At 72.2% G+C, this 14,790-nt stretch carries 17 protein-coding genes and 1 tRNA gene; 8 read left to right on the forward strand and 10 right to left on the reverse strand.

Features of this window, described 5'->3' with window-relative positions; translation table 11 throughout:
* The first annotated feature begins 73 nt into the window (after nucleotides 1-73).
* From purF to DJ010_RS19925, 3 genes are all read left to right on the forward strand, one after another.
* On the forward strand, nucleotides 74-1,534 hold the full coding sequence (gene purF, locus DJ010_RS19915; RefSeq protein ID WP_342769513.1) for an amidophosphoribosyltransferase: 1,461 nt from the start codon (nucleotides 74-76) through the stop codon (nucleotides 1,532-1,534).
* 7 nt (nucleotides 1,535-1,541) lie between these two features.
* On the forward strand, nucleotides 1,542-2,612 hold the full coding sequence (gene purM, locus DJ010_RS19920; protein ID WP_109697069.1) for a phosphoribosylformylglycinamidine cyclo-ligase: 1,071 nt from the start codon (nucleotides 1,542-1,544) through the stop codon (nucleotides 2,610-2,612).
* A 154-nt stretch (nucleotides 2,613-2,766) separates the two neighbouring features.
* A complete protein-coding gene (locus tag DJ010_RS19925; protein ID WP_109697071.1) occupies nucleotides 2,767-2,940 on the forward strand; it encodes a DUF3073 domain-containing protein in 174 nt (57 codons plus the stop codon).
* Nucleotides 2,941-2,999: 59 nt separating this feature from the next.
* Here the strand turns inward: DJ010_RS19925 and DJ010_RS19930 are convergent, their stop codons facing one another.
* The 3 genes from DJ010_RS19930 to DJ010_RS19940 all read right to left on the reverse strand — a co-directional run bounded on the left by DJ010_RS19930 (nucleotide 3,000) and on the right by DJ010_RS19940 (nucleotide 5,409).
* A complete protein-coding gene (locus DJ010_RS19930; RefSeq protein WP_109697073.1) occupies nucleotides 3,000-4,097 on the reverse strand; it encodes a Glu/Leu/Phe/Val family dehydrogenase in 1,098 nt (365 codons plus the stop codon).
* 155 nt (nucleotides 4,098-4,252) lie between these two features.
* Nucleotides 4,253-4,627, reverse strand: a complete 375-nt coding sequence (locus DJ010_RS19935; protein ID WP_109697075.1) for a nuclear transport factor 2 family protein — start codon at nucleotides 4,625-4,627, stop codon at nucleotides 4,253-4,255.
* A gap of 5 nt (nucleotides 4,628-4,632) precedes the next feature.
* Complete coding sequence (locus tag DJ010_RS19940) at nucleotides 4,633-5,409, reverse strand: DUF8692 domain-containing protein (protein WP_109697076.1); 777 nt, start codon at nucleotides 5,407-5,409, stop codon at nucleotides 4,633-4,635.
* A 157-nt stretch (nucleotides 5,410-5,566) separates the two neighbouring features.
* On the opposite strand from DJ010_RS19940, the gene DJ010_RS19945 reads away from it, so the two are divergent.
* Together DJ010_RS19945 and DJ010_RS19950 are read left to right on the forward strand one after the other, a co-directional pair.
* A complete protein-coding gene (locus tag DJ010_RS19945; RefSeq protein ID WP_158283076.1) occupies nucleotides 5,567-7,087 on the forward strand; it encodes a DUF1800 domain-containing protein in 1,521 nt (506 codons plus the stop codon).
* Between the two features lie 14 nt (nucleotides 7,088-7,101).
* Complete coding sequence (locus DJ010_RS19950; RefSeq protein ID WP_109697080.1) at nucleotides 7,102-8,388, forward strand: DUF1501 domain-containing protein; 1,287 nt, start codon at nucleotides 7,102-7,104, stop codon at nucleotides 8,386-8,388.
* A gap of 3 nt (nucleotides 8,389-8,391) precedes the next feature.
* Here DJ010_RS19950 and DJ010_RS22965 read toward each other — a convergent pair whose 3' ends face one another.
* Complete coding sequence (locus tag DJ010_RS22965) at nucleotides 8,392-9,144, reverse strand: calcium-binding protein (protein WP_109697082.1); 753 nt, start codon at nucleotides 9,142-9,144, stop codon at nucleotides 8,392-8,394.
* An 83-nt stretch (nucleotides 9,145-9,227) separates the two neighbouring features.
* On the opposite strand from DJ010_RS22965, the gene DJ010_RS19960 reads away from it, so the two are divergent.
* Nucleotides 9,228-9,989 (forward strand): GTPase domain-containing protein, encoded by a 762-nt coding sequence (locus DJ010_RS19960; RefSeq protein WP_109697084.1) that lies wholly within the window; start codon nucleotides 9,228-9,230, stop codon nucleotides 9,987-9,989.
* 28 nt (nucleotides 9,990-10,017) lie between these two features.
* On the opposite strand, the gene DJ010_RS22175 is transcribed toward DJ010_RS19960, so the two are convergent.
* From DJ010_RS22175 to DJ010_RS19975, 3 genes are all read right to left on the reverse strand, one after another.
* Nucleotides 10,018-10,188, reverse strand: a complete 171-nt coding sequence (locus DJ010_RS22175; RefSeq protein ID WP_158283077.1) for a hypothetical protein — start codon at nucleotides 10,186-10,188, stop codon at nucleotides 10,018-10,020.
* Nucleotides 10,189-10,298: 110 nt separating this feature from the next.
* Nucleotides 10,299-10,850: an SRPBCC family protein gene (locus tag DJ010_RS19970; protein WP_109697087.1), complete on the reverse strand. Its 552-nt coding sequence runs from the start codon at nucleotides 10,848-10,850 to the stop codon at nucleotides 10,299-10,301.
* The gene (locus DJ010_RS19975) at nucleotides 10,847-11,218 is read right to left on the reverse strand and encodes an ArsR/SmtB family transcription factor (protein ID WP_109697089.1); all 372 of its coding nucleotides are present in this window, start codon (nucleotides 11,216-11,218) and stop codon (nucleotides 10,847-10,849) included. Before DJ010_RS19975 ends, DJ010_RS19970 begins: the two co-directional genes overlap by 4 nt.
* Nucleotides 11,219-11,300: 82 nt before the next feature.
* Here DJ010_RS19975 and DJ010_RS19980 point away from each other — a divergent pair, with 82 nt between their 5' ends.
* Entirely contained in the window at nucleotides 11,301-12,923 is a 1,623-nt protein-coding gene (locus tag DJ010_RS19980) for an FMN-binding glutamate synthase family protein (RefSeq protein ID WP_109697235.1), read from the forward strand.
* A gap of 10 nt (nucleotides 12,924-12,933) precedes the next feature.
* Here DJ010_RS19980 and DJ010_RS19985 read toward each other — a convergent pair whose 3' ends face one another.
* Nucleotides 12,934-13,368 carry a hypothetical protein gene (locus DJ010_RS19985; protein ID WP_109697091.1) on the reverse strand — a complete coding sequence of 145 codons (435 nt, stop codon included), beginning with the start codon at nucleotides 13,366-13,368 and terminating at the stop codon, nucleotides 12,934-12,936.
* Between the two features lie 155 nt (nucleotides 13,369-13,523).
* On the opposite strand from DJ010_RS19985, the gene DJ010_RS19990 reads away from it, so the two are divergent.
* Complete coding sequence (locus DJ010_RS19990) at nucleotides 13,524-14,015, forward strand: pyridoxamine 5'-phosphate oxidase family protein (RefSeq protein ID WP_109697093.1); 492 nt, start codon at nucleotides 13,524-13,526, stop codon at nucleotides 14,013-14,015.
* A 9-nt stretch (nucleotides 14,016-14,024) separates the two neighbouring features.
* Here DJ010_RS19990 and DJ010_RS19995 read toward each other — a convergent pair whose 3' ends face one another.
* Complete coding sequence (locus DJ010_RS19995) at nucleotides 14,025-14,642, reverse strand: MSMEG_6728 family protein (protein ID WP_170124671.1); 618 nt, start codon at nucleotides 14,640-14,642, stop codon at nucleotides 14,025-14,027.
* Nucleotides 14,643-14,711: 69 nt separating this feature from the next.
* A tRNA-Phe gene (locus DJ010_RS20000) sits at nucleotides 14,712-14,785 on the reverse strand.
* Nucleotides 14,786-14,790 lie beyond the last annotated feature (5 nt).

The raw sequence follows: 14,790 nt of genomic DNA on the forward strand, positions 1-14,790 counted from the left end.
CCGACCGGAGTGGGCCATCCCACGCCGACGACGAATCCGGCGTACGACGCCGGGGCCGTTAGACTCCTGGAACGTGTGCGGAGTCTTCGGTGTCTGGGCCCCCGGTGAGGACGTCGCGAAGCTGACCTACTTCGGTCTGTACGCGCTCCAGCACCGCGGCCAGGAGTCGGCCGGCATCTCGGTGAGCAACGGCCGCCAGATCCTCGTCTACAAGGACATGGGGCTGGTCTCGCAGGTGTTCGACGAGACCACCCTCGACTCCTTCCAGGGCCACCTCGCGGTCGGCCACTGCCGCTACTCGACGACCGGCGCGAGCACCTGGCAGAACGCGCAGCCGACGTTCCGGCCGACCGGCAGCGGCTCGATCGCGCTGGGCCACAACGGCAACCTGATCAACACCGCGGACCTCCAGCAGATGGTCCACGACCTGCCGACCGACGAGGGCGAGCTCGACATCCACGCCCGCGACCTCGAGACGTCGACCAACGACACCAGCCTGGTCACCGCGCTGCTCGCGCACCACCCCGATCAGTCGCTCGAGGCCCGCGCGCTGGAGCTGCTGCCCAAGGTCAGGGGCGCGTTCTGCTTCGTCTTCATGAACGAGGACACGCTGTACGCCGCGCGCGACCCCGAGGGCATCCGCCCGCTGGTGCTCGGCCGGCTCGACCGCGGCTGGGTCGTCGCCAGCGAGAGCGCCGCGCTCGCCACCATCGGCGCGAGCGTGGTGCGCGAGGTGGAGCCCGGCGAGCTGATCGTCATCGACGAGGGCGGCCTGCGGTCCTACAAGTTCGCCGAGCCGCAGCGCAAGGGCTGTGTGTTCGAGTACGTCTACCTCGCCCGGCCCGACGCCCACATCGCCGGCCGCAGCGTGCACGAGGCACGGGTGGAGATGGGCCGGGAGCTGGCCCGCCAGTTCCCCGTCGAGGCAGACCTGGTGATCCCGGTGCCCGAGTCCGGCACCCCGGCCGCGTCCGGCTACGCGCTGGAGAGCGGCATCCCGTTCGGGCAGGGCTTCGTCAAGAACGCCTACGTCGGCCGCACGTTCATCCAGCCCAGCCAGACCCTGCGCCAGCTCGGCATCCGGCTCAAGCTCAACGCCCTCGAGCACATGATCCGCGGCAAGCGGATCGTCGTCGTCGACGACTCGATCGTCCGCGGCAACACCCAGCGTGCCCAGATCCGGATGCTCCGCGAGGCCGGTGCGCTCGAGGTCCACGTGCGGATCTCGAGCCCGCCGGTGAAGTGGCCGTGCTTCTACGGCATCGACTTCGCGACCCGCGCCGAGCTGATCGCCAACGGCCTCGACGTCGACGAGATCGCTGCCAGCGTCGGCGCCGACAGCCTCGGCTACATCTCGCTCGAGGGCATGGTCGCGGCGACCGGGCAGCCGCAGACGAGCCTGTGCACCGCCTGCTTCACCGGCGACTACCCGATCCCGCTGCCCGACGAGAGCCTCCTCGGCAAGCACCTCCTCGAGGTCAGCCTGCAGTCCCCGACGATGGGCCGGGCGCTGCCTGTCCTCAACAACCCCTAGGAGACCGGTGACCGCCGAGCAGCCGAACGCCTACGCCCAGGCGGGCGTCGACATCCATGCGGCCGACAAGGCCGTCGACCTGATGAAGACGTGGGTCGAGAAGGCCCGGCGCCCGGAGATGGTGGGCGGGCTCGGCGGGTTCGCGGGCTTGTTCGACGCGAGCGCGCTGACGTCGTACAAGCGACCGCTGCTGGCGACCTCCACCGACGGCGTCGGCACCAAGGTCGCCGTGGCACAGATGATGGACAAGCACGACACCATCGGCTTCGACCTGGTCGGCATGGTCGTCGACGACCTCGTCGTGTGCGGTGCCGAACCGTTGTTCATGACCGACTACATCGCGACCGGCAAGGTCGTGCCCGAGCGGATCGCCGCCATCGTCAAGGGCATCGCCGAGGCATGCGTCGAGGCCGGCTGCGCGCTGGTCGGCGGCGAGACCGCCGAGCACCCGGGGCTCCTCGCCCCCGACGAGTACGACGTCGCGGGCGCCACCACCGGCGTGGTCGAGGCCGACGCGCTGCTCGGCCCCGGTCGGGTGCGCCCCGGCGACGTGGTGATCGCGATGGCCTCCAGCGGCCTGCACTCCAACGGGTACTCGTTGGCCCGGCACGTGTTCTTCACCCAGGCCGGCTGGTCGGTCGACCGCCACGTCGACGAGCTCGGCCGCACGCTGGGGGAGGAGCTGCTCGAGCCGACCCGCATCTACACCAAGGCCGGGCTGGCGCTCGCGCGCGAGACCCGGACCCACGCGATGGCCCATGTCACCGGTGGCGGACTGGCCACCAACCTGGCCCGGGTGATGCCCGTGGAGCTCCGCGCGACCCTCGACCGGTCCACCTGGCAGCCGGCCCCGGTCTTCGACCTGGTGCGGCAGCTCGGCGACGTCAGCCAGCCCGACCTGGAGGCCACGCTCAACTGCGGGGTCGGCATGGTCGCCCTGACCCACCCCGACTCCGTGGACGACGCCCTGGCCCGGCTGGCCGAGCTCGGGATCGTCTCCTGGGTGGCCGGCCAGGTGGACGTCGACCCCCAGCAGCAGGGCACCGTCGAACTCGTCGGGCAGCACCGCGACTGGTGACCGCCAAGGTGATTTGGCGGACAGTTCCCACCAGAACTCGATTCCGGTGTGCAGGAACAGCCACCGAGCAGGTAGCGTTGACCCCACGAGACTAGCTATCAGCAGTCCGGGACGCCTGGTCGTCCCGGCCAAGTGTGCGAGGGGGCTGGACCCTATGGGCCGCGGCCGAGCGAAAGCCAAGCAGACGAAGGTCGCGCGCGACCTCAAGTACCGCACTCACGAGACTGACCTCAGTGCCCTGGCGCGAGAGCTCCATGGCGAGGCCGACTCGTCGCCGGACCCCGTCGAGGATCTCGACGAGTGGTCTGACTACACCCCTCGAGACTGACGGTCCCGCCGCCAGCGTGACGCACCTTCGGAGCGCCACGCTGACGTTGTGACCTTCCCTCAGGGCAGCCAGATGGCGCGTCGGCCGATCTCGCGCATCCGCTGCTCGGCCACCCGGTCGGCGGCGGTCGCGGTCGGCACACCCTCGGTGCGCGCGCGCTCGAGCACGTTGCGGGTCGTCTCGTAGATCCGCGCGGCCCGGGTCCTGGCGCGCTCGAAGCTGAACCCCTCGAGCTCGTCGGCGACCTGGACCAGCCCACCGGCGTTGACGACGTAGTCCGGCGCGTAGACGATCCCGCGGTCCTCGACCAGCTTCTCGACGCCGGGGTGGGCCAGCTGGTTGTTGGCGGCGCCGCACACGATGCGGGCGCTCAGGGTCGCGACGACCTCGTCGGTAAGCGCGCCGCCGAGCGCGCACGGGGCGTAGACGTCGAGCTCGGAGGCGACCAGGGCCTCGCTCGACTCCACCACGCGCACGGTCGGGTGCTCGTCGCGCACGCGGTCGACCGCGGCAGCGGAGACGTCGGTGACGACGACCTCGGCACCGACCTCGACCAGGTGGCCCACCAGGTGCCGCCCGACCTTGCCCACGCCCGCGACGCCGACGGTGCGGCCGGCGAGCACCGCGGCGGGGTCGGCGTCGCCCCAGACCGACTCGGCGGCGGCACGCAGGCCGCAGAAGACGCCGTACGCCGTCAGCACGCTGCTGTCGCCCGCACCACCGTGCGCCTCGGTGCGTCCGGTGACGTGCGCGGACTCGCGGGCGACGACGTCCATGTCCTCGCTGTAGGTGCCCACGTCACACGCGGTGATGTAGCGGCCGGCCAGCGACTCGACGAACCGGCCGTAGGCACGCAGCAGGGCCTCGGTCTTCAGGGCTGCCGGGTCGCCGATGATGACGGCCTTGCCGCCGCCGAGGTCGAGGCCGGTGACCGCGGCCTTGTAGGACATCCCGCGGGAGAGCGCGAGCACGTCGGTCAGCGCGGCGGCGGTCGAGGTGTACGGGTAGAAGCGGGTGCCGCCGAGGGAGGGCCCGAGGGCCGTGGAGTGGATCGCGATGATCGCCCGGAGGCCGCTGGCGGGATCGTTGGCGAAGACGACCTGCTCGTGCTCGAGGTCGTGCTCGAGGTGGTCGACGGCAGTGCTGTGCTCGGACATGGGTGGGGTCCACTTTCTGTTGAGCCACGGGGGTGGTGTGGCGCGTCGTGACCGGCGCGCGCGGGTGGTGCGCGCCGGTAGGACCAACGATAGGACCCCGAGCGGGGGAACGGTGAGCCCGCGTGTGGGCGGTGTCAGCCGGTGTCAGCGGGGGATCAGCCGACCTGCATGTCGTCGTTGCTCCAGAACGCCCGCATGCTGGTGATCCGGGCGTCGTCGTCGAACGTCATCACGTCGATGGGCGCGAGCGTGTAGGTCTGGTCGCCGACCCGGGTGACCAGCTCGAAGAGGAAGGCGGCCTGTCCGTCCGCGATGCGCGCGGAGACCAGCCGGCTCTCCTGCTCCAGCGGCTCGATCGAGGCGTAGAACTCGCGGATCGACTCCGGAGTCGTCCGCACCTCGCTGCCGACAGGGTCCTCGACGGTTGCTCCGTCGGCGTAGAGGGCGAGGATCTCGTCCGCGGCTCCCTTGCCGACCAGGTCGACGTAGCGCTGGATGGTCTCGAGGATCTGGTCCCGGTCGGCCGCCATGCGGGTCAGGGTAGCCGCTCGGCAGCCGGTCCTCGCGTGGCCGTCCCGTCGCCCGAGGCGCCCGGACGGCGCTCTGCGGGAGCGATCGCGAACGTGCCGCTCGGCCCCAGCAGCTCGATGGCCATCCGCGGCTGGACCAGGTGCAGCATCCGCACCAGGGTGCCCAGCGCCAGCAGCAGGCCCACGATCTCGCAGGTCTCCTCGAACGTCTGGACGATGAGGTACGGCGTGGACCGCCGGCCGCTCTCGGCGACGACCCCGCTCAGCATCTCGACCACGACGGCGCCGCCGAAGTAGACGACCATCGAGACGACCAGGCGCAGCGAGATCGTCCGGGGCAGCGAGCGGACGAGCGGGAGGAAGTACCAGGCGGCGAAGGCGAGGAAGACCACAGCCGGCAGCAGCCAGGTGAAGTAGAGGATGCCGAAGTCGAGGTCGAGCCGGCGCCGCAGCGGGCCGGTGAAGAGGTCGTGCAGCTGGGCGAGCTCGTCGACCGACATCAGCAGGAACAGGCCCGACAGCACGCCCCAGCGGCCGGCGAGCGGCGCGCGCTGAGCGCGGTAGTGCATCGCGAGCCCGAGCGTCACCAGCGAGGCGAGGAGGAGCGGCAGCGCCTGGAACCAGGCCGCGAGGTTGGCTTCGGCGTTGAGGTCGAAGTGGCGCGGGATGCCCCAGTCGCGGCTCACCCCGTGCTCGACGTACAGGTAGAGGACCACCACGTGCCCGAGCAGCATGAGGCCGGCGACGAGCCAGAGCGCTCGGAGCAGGGGGATCTTCAGCACAAGGTGAAATTTTACGTCGTTCATCCGAGGTACACCTGCGATTTACCGGCTTCCGTCTAGTCACTTCGGACCAGCGAGCGAGACCGCGCGGCCCTGCCCGTACGACGCGGCCACTGCCTACGGTGGGGCCTCCGGCCTCGACCTCTGGAGACCTCTCGTGACCGTCGCGCAGTCCCGCTCCGGCCCGCCGCGCCGTCGCGGCCGGCCGGTCGCCACGTACGACGAGCCGGCCGGTGCCGCGCGCCCGGTCGTCCTGGACGCGGCCGGCCGGCACCTGGTGAGGCGGTTCAGCGGCGGGCTCACCCCGGCGCTGGCGAAGCAGGTGAAGCGGGTCGGCGGCGCTCGCGCCTGGTTCGAGCAGCAGCTGCGGCCCGGCCGCGTCGCCGACGCCCCCGGCGCCGATGTCGACTCCTGGTTCCCCCGGCTGCGGATGACGCCGAAGCAGGTCTTCCAGGCCGACCGGGACGGCCGGATCGGCGCGTGGGAGGTCGCGACCGACCTCAGCCGGTGGACGGTGGCGCGCCGGATCGCCAGCAACCGCCAGGTCCAGGAGGTCATGGTCGACTTCTGGTCGAACCTCCTCAACGTCGCGCTCTTCCACGACGAGGCGATGTACTGGCGGACCGACTACGACCGCGTGATCCGTGCGCACGCGCTGACCTCGTTCGAGCAGCTGCTCCAGGCGGCGATCACCCACCCGGCGATGGGCCTCTACCTCGACAACGCCGGTTCCTCGAAGGACTCGCCCAACGAGAACCTTGGTCGCGAGCTGCTCGAGCTGCACACCGTCGGCGTCGACGGCGGCTACACCGAGGAGCACGTCAAGGCCTCGGCCCGGATGCTGACCGGCTACCGCGTCGACGTGTGGCACCCGGAGTTCCGGGCGTTCTACGACAAGTCCTGGCACGACACCCAGCCGGTGCGGATCCTCGGCTTCCACCACGCCAACGACGCGGCCGACGGCCGCGCGGCGACGACGGCGTTGCTGTCCTACCTCGCGCGGCACCCGGCGACCGCCGAGCGGATCGCGCGCCGGCTGTGCGTGAAGTTCGTCTCCGACCAGCCCTCGCCCGCGATCGTCGCGGCGGTCGCCCAGGCCTACCGGGACAACGGAACCGCCATCAAGCCGACGCTGCGCGCGCTCGTCGACCATCCCGACTTCGCAGCCGGCGCGGGTCAGAAGGTCCGCACGCCCACCGAGGACTACGTCGCGACGGTGCGCGCGCTCGGCATCCGGCTACAGGCGCCCCGGAGCGACGGCTCCTTCGCCAACGCCATGTACTGGCAGTACAGCGAGGCGGGGCAGCCGCCGTACGAGTGGGCGACGCCGGACGGCTATCCCGAGGACGACCGCTCGTGGTCGAGCGCCGGGCGGCTGCTCACCGGCTTCGCCATCCACCGCGACCTAGCTGCCCGCTGGTGGCCGACGGAGGAGGCCCGGTTCCCGAAGCAGGCCTCGCTGCTGCCGACCATGCCGGCCACCCTCGGCAAGGTCGTCGACCACGTCGGCCTCCGGGTGCTCGGGCAGACACCGCCGGCCGCGACCCGCGACGGCATCGCCGAGCTGCTCGGCAAGTCGCTGGCGACCCGACTGACCAAGGACGAGGCGCTGGAGTACTGGACGCTGCGCGGCATCCTCTCCTCCCTGCTCGACTCGCCCGTCCACCTGCACCGCTAGCCCGGGAGCCACCCATGACCACCGAGTCCCCGACCCGCGCCTGCGGATGTCCCGACTTCAGCAGAGCCCGGCTGAGCCGCCGTCGGTTCCTCGGTACGACGGCCGCCGGCGCCGGTGCGCTGGTGGGCGCACAACTGGTCGGCGACGCCTACCTGCAGGTGGCCTACGGCGGCACGCCGGGCGGCAACGTGGTGGTCGTGCTGAGCCTGCGGGGCGGGGCGGACGGCCTCTCGATCGTCGTGCCGCGCGGCGCCGACCACGACCGGCTGGCGTCGTACCGCCCCAACATCGTCGTGCCCGAGCGCACGCTGCTCGGCGCCGACCAGCGGTTCGGGCTGCACCCGGCGCTGGGCGCGCTGCTGCCGATGTGGAACGCGGGCTCGTTCGGCGCCGTGCACGCCGTCGGCCTGCCGGCACCCAACCGCAGCCACTTCGAGGCGATGGAGGAGATGGAGGACGCCGACCCCGGCTCCACCGCGCGGGTCGGCTGGATCAACCGGATGATCGGGCTGGATCCCGCGGCGGCGCCGCAGGACGCCGTCACGCTCGGCTCGACCCTGCTGCCGACCTCGATGATCGGGCCGGCGCCGGCGCTCAGCGCCTACCAGGTCTCCGACTTCGCCGTCCCCGACCTCGGCGCCCGCCAGGCCGTCCGGCGCGGCTCGCTCGACACCATGTGGCAGCAGGACCAGTCGGCCCTCGGCGACGGCCTCCGCCTCGCGCTCGCGTCGACCACGGCGCTCGCGCCGCTCGTCGACGACGCGGCGAACGCGGTGCACCTCGGCGCCTACCCGGAAGGGCCGCTGGCCCAGGTGCTCGCGAACACCGCCGCACTGATCCGCGCCGACGTCGGCACCCGTGTCGTCGCGGTCGACTACGGCGACTGGGACATGCACGAGGGCGTCGGCGGTGTCGACGGCGGCTGGATGCACGACCACCTCGCCCACTTCGCGGCGGCGCTGAAGGCGTTCTTCGCCGACCTGGGACCTGCCGCGTCCCGGGTCACTGTCGTCACCATCAGCGAGTTCGGCCGCCGGCTGGAGGAGAACGGCGACGGCGGCGTCGACCACGGCTACGGCAACGCGATGCTGCTCCTCGGCGCCGGGGTCGCCGGCGGCAAGGTGCACGGCGCCTGGCCCGGCCTGGCCGACGCCGACCTCGAGGACGGCGACCTGGCGATGCGCCAGGACTACCGCAGCGTGCTGTGGGAGGTCATGTCCCACCGGTTCCCCGCGATCAGCGGCAGCCGCGCCCGGCTGTTCCCCGGACTGGCGCCCGAGGACGTGGGGGCGATGACCTGAGGGTCAGGCCGGTGGCACGCGCTCGCACCCGGCCCGCACGGCGTCGGCGGGATCGCTCTCTCCGGCGTCGCTGCCGTCGCCGCACTTGAGCTGGTCGCGGCCCTGGCCGCCGTACAGCACGTCGGAGCCCTCGAGGCCGACCAGCTCGTCGTTGCCGTCCTCGCCGTGCAGGACGTCATCGCCCTCCCCGCCGCGGACGAAGTCGTTGCCGCCACCAGCCCAGACCCGCTCGGTGCCCAGGTAGCCGTTGACCCAGTCGTCGCCGGCGCCGAGGCGGATCACCTCGCGGCCCGCGTCGGCGAGGACCTCGGCCTTGAACTCCGGGCCGAGCGCGCTCGTGTTGACGTAGTCGTTGCCGAGCCGCATCTCCAGCTTCAGCAGCAACGGGTTCGCGGGGCTGACGCCCGCCGGCACCGGGCAGATCGCGGAGACGCCCCGGTCGACCCGCTGGCGCGTGCAGGCGCGGGCCAACCGGTCCCAGCCGGTGGGCCTCGGGTCACGGAACTTGAGGCCGCCCTCCACGAGGGTCACCGTCACCCGGTTGTGGGAGCCCCAGGCCGAGTAGTAGTAGCCCGCCCTGGTCTTGGTCAGCGACACCCGTCGGGGCACCTGGCGTTCGGCGGTGCTCGTCCGGTCCGGGGAGACCGTGGCAGCCCCGCTCGCGGGCTGGGCGCCGGCTGGACCGGGCTCGGTCCCTGCGACGGTGAACGTCGCCGCTAGGACCAGCGCGACGAGGGACGTGGACGTTCTCCGCATGACGGCCTCCAAGGATCGGCAATGAAAGAGTGGTACCGCGCAGCGCGAAGTGCAACCGGGGGGCCTCGGGTACCTTCGGGCGCATGACCGACCCCCGACAGCGGCGCAGCGGGCTGCGCGCCGTGCCGGCCGCGATCGGACGCGGCCGCGACCGGCTGACCGGCGTGTTCCAGCACCGCTACCCGACGGTGGCGGTCACCGGGATGACCGGCGTCGGCAAGAGCGAGTTGGTCGAGCACCTCAGCGGCCGGCCTCGGGCCGAGGGCGTGCCCGAGGCGGGGTCGGCAGTCATGGAGCGGCGGGTACGACGCGACCCGCGCCTGCGCGGCTTCCGGTTCCGGGTCGTTCCCGGCGAGAACGCCGCGACCCGGCTCGGTGCGCTCGACGAGGTCTTCCACGACGACCCCGTCGACGGGGTGCTGCACGTGGTCGCCAACGGCTGTGCGACGGGGCGCCGTACGGCCGGCACGACCGGGGCCGTCGAGGCGGACCGCGAGGAGCAGCTGGCCCGCGAGCTCGAGGACTGGACGGTCACCGCCCACCGGATCGCGTCGATGGCGGTGCGGCGCGCCAAGCCCACGTGGCTGGTCGTCGTGGTGACCAAGGTCGACCTCTACCCCGACGACGTCGACGCGGTCGTGCGGTCGTACTCGCCGGGCAGCGGCACGCCCTTCGGCGACCGGCTCGACGAGCTCCGGGCGCTGGCGGGCGGAGCGAAGCTCTCCATCGACGTGCTCCCGGTCTGCAGCCACCTCTCCCCGGGGAGCACGATCAAGCCGAAGCAGCGCGACGCCTACCTCGCGGCCCTCGAGGCGCGGATGGGGCAGCTCGCCGGCCACGTGTGAGGCGACACCTGGCCGGAAGCGAGGGGAGTCACGCGAGCCAGGACGCCGGCGCTGTCATCATGAAGAAGTAGGCGGACACCACGAGGCACGCGCCGAGTACGACGTCGACCTGGGTCCGAACCTTCACACGCGCGGCGGCGAGCCTCCAGGCGGTCATGCCTATCGAGAAACCCAACATGAGCGCGAAGTAGATCGTCACCTCGTCTCGCACGGTGTGCCTCCTGTCAGGCGAGCTACTTCACCTTCAACGACGCTCCCGCACCGAGGCAACGTCCTGGGACGGTCCCAATGTGACCGCCGGACATCAACTCAACCAGAAGAACCGTCCGCCGGCTGGTCGGGCAGGCCGAAGGCGGCGCGGTAGTGCGGCCGGAGGGCCGGGAAGTAGTCGTCGAACAGCACGCTGTCCGGGTCCCCGCCGGTCTCGGCCGCGACCATCCGGTCCAGGTAGTACTCCCAGCCCGGACCGACGCTGTCGGCCACCGCCGGGTCGGGCACGTCCTGGGCGAACGTCAGCGTGGTGGTGCCGTCCTCCTCCGTCAGGTCGAGGGCCAGCCGCCAGCTCTCCTCGCCGCCGTCCGCGGTCGGCGAGGTGGTGGTGACGCGGAGCCGGTACGGCGGCTCGCAGGCGTCGATCGCGAACGTCTCCGCCGGCTGCTCGCCCTCGAACAGCATCCGGAACTCCACCGATCCGGTCCGCGGGTCGCCGGTCCAGGTGCCGATCCAGCGGGCGAGCCGGTCGGGCTCGGTGACCGCGGCCCAGACGTCCTCCGCCGGTGCGCGGAAGGTGCGGGTGAGCACGACGTAGCTGCGGCCGTCGCGGTGCTCGCGACGTCCGGTCGGGGTGGGGGTGGTGGTCATGCGGTCTCCTCGTCGTTGATGTGGTCGGTGCTGCGGGCGGTGGCGCGGCGGTCGCGGCCGGTGCGGCGGACCTCGAGCTCGAGGCCGTCGAGCGCGCGCTCGGGGACGGGTGGAGCGGGCGCGGCGAGCTCGCCGAGGAACGCGGTGAGCGGCTCGAGCCCGGTCCGGTCGAGCCGGTAGTGCCGCTCGCGGCCCTGGTCGGCGGCCGAGACCAGGCCGGCCTCGCCGAGCACGCGCAGGTGCTTGCTCACCGCGGGTCTGCTGATCGGGTGCTCGGCGGCGAGGTCGACCACCCGGGCGGGGCCCTCGGCGAGCCGGCGGAGGAGCGCCCGGCGGACCGGGTCCGCGAGCGCGGCGAAGGAGTCCATGGACTATTAGTAACTCATTGGTTACCAATACGCAAGGGTGCTGGTCGGCGGTGGAGGCGGCCCGGCTGGGTACCGCCGCACGATGAAGAAGAAGTCCCTGTTGCTCGCCCCGTTGGCCGCGATCGGGGCCGTCGCGGCCCGCGACCTGACCCAGCGCGACCACGCGATCCTGCGGAACTTCCCGGTGCTCGGGCACGCCCGCTTCCTCCTCGAGGCGATCGGCCCGGAGCTGCGGCAGTACATCGTCGCGAGCAACGACGAGGAGCGGCCGTTCAGCCGGGACCAGCGGCGGTGGGTCTACGCCTCGTCGAAGCTCCAGAACAACTACTTCGGGTTCGGCACCGACAACGACTTCGAGCACTCCGCCGGCAACGTGATCGTCCACCACCGCACGTTCGGCAACGAGTACCCCACCCACGGCGCGGTCGGCCAGCAGGCCCGGCTCCCGTCGGCGAAGGTGCTGGGCGGTCCGCGCGGGCGGCGGCACGCGTTCCGTCCGGGTTCGGTCGTCAACATCTCGGCGATGAGCTTCGGCTCGCTGTCCGGCCGCGCGATCGAGGCACTGAACCGGGGCGCGGCCGAGGTCGGCTGCCTCCACAACACCGGCGAGGGTGCGGTGTCGCCGTACCACCGCCGGGGCGGGGACCTGATCTTCCAGATCGGTACGGCGTACTTCGGCTGCCGCGACGAGGAGGGCCGGTTCAGCCTCCCGCGGCTGAAGGAGACGATCGCGAGCGCACCCGTGCGGGCGCTGGAGATCAAGCTCAGCCAGGGCGCGAAGCCCGGCCTCGGGGGCGTGCTGCCGGCCGCCAAGGTGTCCGAGGAGATCGCGGAGACCCGCGGCGTGCCGCTCGGCAAGGACGTGCTCAGCCCGTCCCGGCACGCCGTCTTCGACGACGCCGACGGACTGCTGGACTTCGTCGAGCTGCTCGCGGCGGAGACCGGGCTGCCGGTCGGGATCAAGTCCGCGGTCGGCGACATGGGCTTCTGGGAGCGGCTGACCGAGCTGATGGCGACCACCGACCGCGGGGTCGACTTCGTCACGATCGACGGCGGCGAGGGTGGCACGGGAGCCTCGCCGCTGATCTTCACCGACGCGGTGTCGCTGCCGTTCCGCCTCGGCTTCGCGCGGGTGTACGCCGAGTTCGCGCGTCGCGGGCTCCACGAGGACGTCACGTTCATCGGGGCCGGCAAGCTCGGCCTGCCGGACAACGCGATCGTCGCGTTCGCACTCGGGGCCGACATGGTCAACGTCGGCCGCGAGGCGATGCTCGCCGTCGGCTGCATCCAGGCCCAGAAGTGCCACACCGGCGGCTGCCCGACCGGCGTCGCCACCCAGCACCCGTGGCTGGTCCGTGGCCTCGACCCGGTCGCGAAGGGCGAGCGGGTCGCCAACTACGTGCGCTCGCTGCGCCGCGACCTGCTCAAGGTCTCCGAGACCTGCGGCGTGCCGCACCCGGCCCTCATCGGCCCGCGGGCGGTGGAGGTGGTGGACAACCTCGCCGACGGCCGGTTGCTCGACGAGGTCTACGGCTACGAGCCGGGCTGGGGCTACCCGTCCGACGTCGACGCCGAGGAGATCAGCTCGATCATGGCCGCCACCGACGAGCCCGAGGCGCAGACCGAGGGGCCGCCGGAGACCGCCGAGGAGGGGGCGCCCAGCGACGAGATGGAGGGTGACCTGCCCGAGGCTGGCGGCGACTGAGGCCCGCGGCTCAGGTGAAGCAGTCGTCGCTCGTCGTCTCGGAGAACTCGATGTCCTCGACCAGCCACTCGCCGTCCTCCTCGACGAGCGAGTAGACGTCGACGTACTCCACGTCGTCCTCGTCCCAGCTCGAGCAGTCGTAGTGGTCGACGACCTCCACGGTGGCGCTGTCGCCCTCGACCTCGGCCTCGCGGACCTCCGGGCCGCCGCCGACCACCGGGTCGACGTCGCCCTCCTCGCAGGAGCCGACGGGGTCTCCGTCGACGAAGTAGTCCTCGTAGCCGTCGCAGTCGCCGGTGGTGCGGGCCTCGACGACTGTCTCGACGACGTCCTCCGCACCGGCGGCGCCGCCACCGCCGCCGCCGTCGTCACCGGTGCAGCCGGCGACGCTCAGCGCGAGCAGCAGGGCGAGGGCAGGTCCGAGGAAGGCTCTTTGGTCGGGCACGCGGACATTGTGGGCGAACCGCCGGTCCCGCGTCAGCGAAGTTGCAGCAGGTGCCGCAGCAGGAAACGCCTGCCGGGACCGGTCGGGTGAGCCGTGGGGCAGCGGGTAACGCCCTTCCTCACGAAGTCGACGTCCCCAGACGACAGGAGTGCCGGATGACCCAGGACCCGGACCTGCAGAAGCTCACCGAGGTGATGGAGGACATGCCGATCGGCATGTTCACCACGTTCGGTCCCGACGGACCGCGCGCCGTGCCCATGGCGCGGCAGCAGGTGGCCCCCGGCGCGGAGATGTGGTTCATCACCGCACGCGACACCCAGCACGTGAGCGCGCTGGAGGAGAACCCCCGGGCGGTGGTCACCTTCAGCTCGCGCGACGCCTGGGTCTCGTTGACCGGCACCGCCCGGGTCGTCGACGACCAGCCGAAGCTCGAGGAGCTCTGGAACACCTTCGCCGAGGCGTGGATGCCCGAGGGCCCGGAGGACCCCAACGCCACCCTGGTCCGCGTCGACATCGAGCGCGGCGAGTACTGGGACACCCCGGGCGGCAAGGTCGCCTCGTTGATCAGCTTCGCGAAGGCAAAGCTCACCGGCACGACGTACGACGCGGACCACGGCGTGGTCGCCCCCGGCGGCGGTCCCGCCTAGCCGGTGCGGCTAGGAGCCCGCGGCGTTGCGCCGCCGGGTCGCCCAGGCCTTCTTGGCCGCCCGGCTGCGCCGGCGCCGCTGGCGCTCGATCTCCTCGGCCCGCCGCTCGAGTGCGCGCACCCGACGCCGCTCGGCGTTCTCCGCCTTCTTCAGCTCGGCGGCGACGGCTGCCTCCGAGCGCACCGGCCACACGTACGGGAGGTCGTCCGGGACGCCGGGGAAGAGCGGGCCGTAGTGGCCGGGATCCTTGCGGACGAGCGCGGACTGGTGGCTGCGGTGCAGGTCGGGGTCGCCGAGCCAGGGCGGGAGCGCCCCCGCAGCGGCGAGCTCCTCCTGCGTCCGCACGCTGCCGATTCCGGCGGCCCGCAGGTCGTCGGTCATGGTCGCAGCGCAGGTGTCGCCGAAGCCGAGCTCGCACCAGACCGCGCAGCAGACGAAGCCGTAGCGACCGAGCGCCTCCTCGAACCCCTTCCACATCAACGTCGCCGGGTGGTTCGCCCAGCCGTAGTCGGGGCGGGTCAGGGCGCGGACGACCTGGAGCGTCTCGACCCGCTGCTTGCCGAGGCGCTTGGCGTCCAGGGCGCGGGCGGACCGCTCGAAGTCGGGGTAGGGGAGGAAGGTCTGCATCGCCCGGCCCGGTACCCGGGCTGAAATGCAGGATCCCCCGGAGGCGGACCTCCGGGGGACTGCACTCGGTGGGCAGGGGCGGGGTCGAACCGCCGACCTTCCACTTTTCAGGCGGACGCTCGTACCAACTGAGCTACCTGCCCGAGCA

The sequence above is a fragment of the Nocardioides silvaticus genome, from assembly GCF_003160695.1.
Taxonomy (GTDB): domain Bacteria; phylum Actinomycetota; class Actinomycetes; order Propionibacteriales; family Nocardioidaceae; genus Nocardioides; species Nocardioides silvaticus.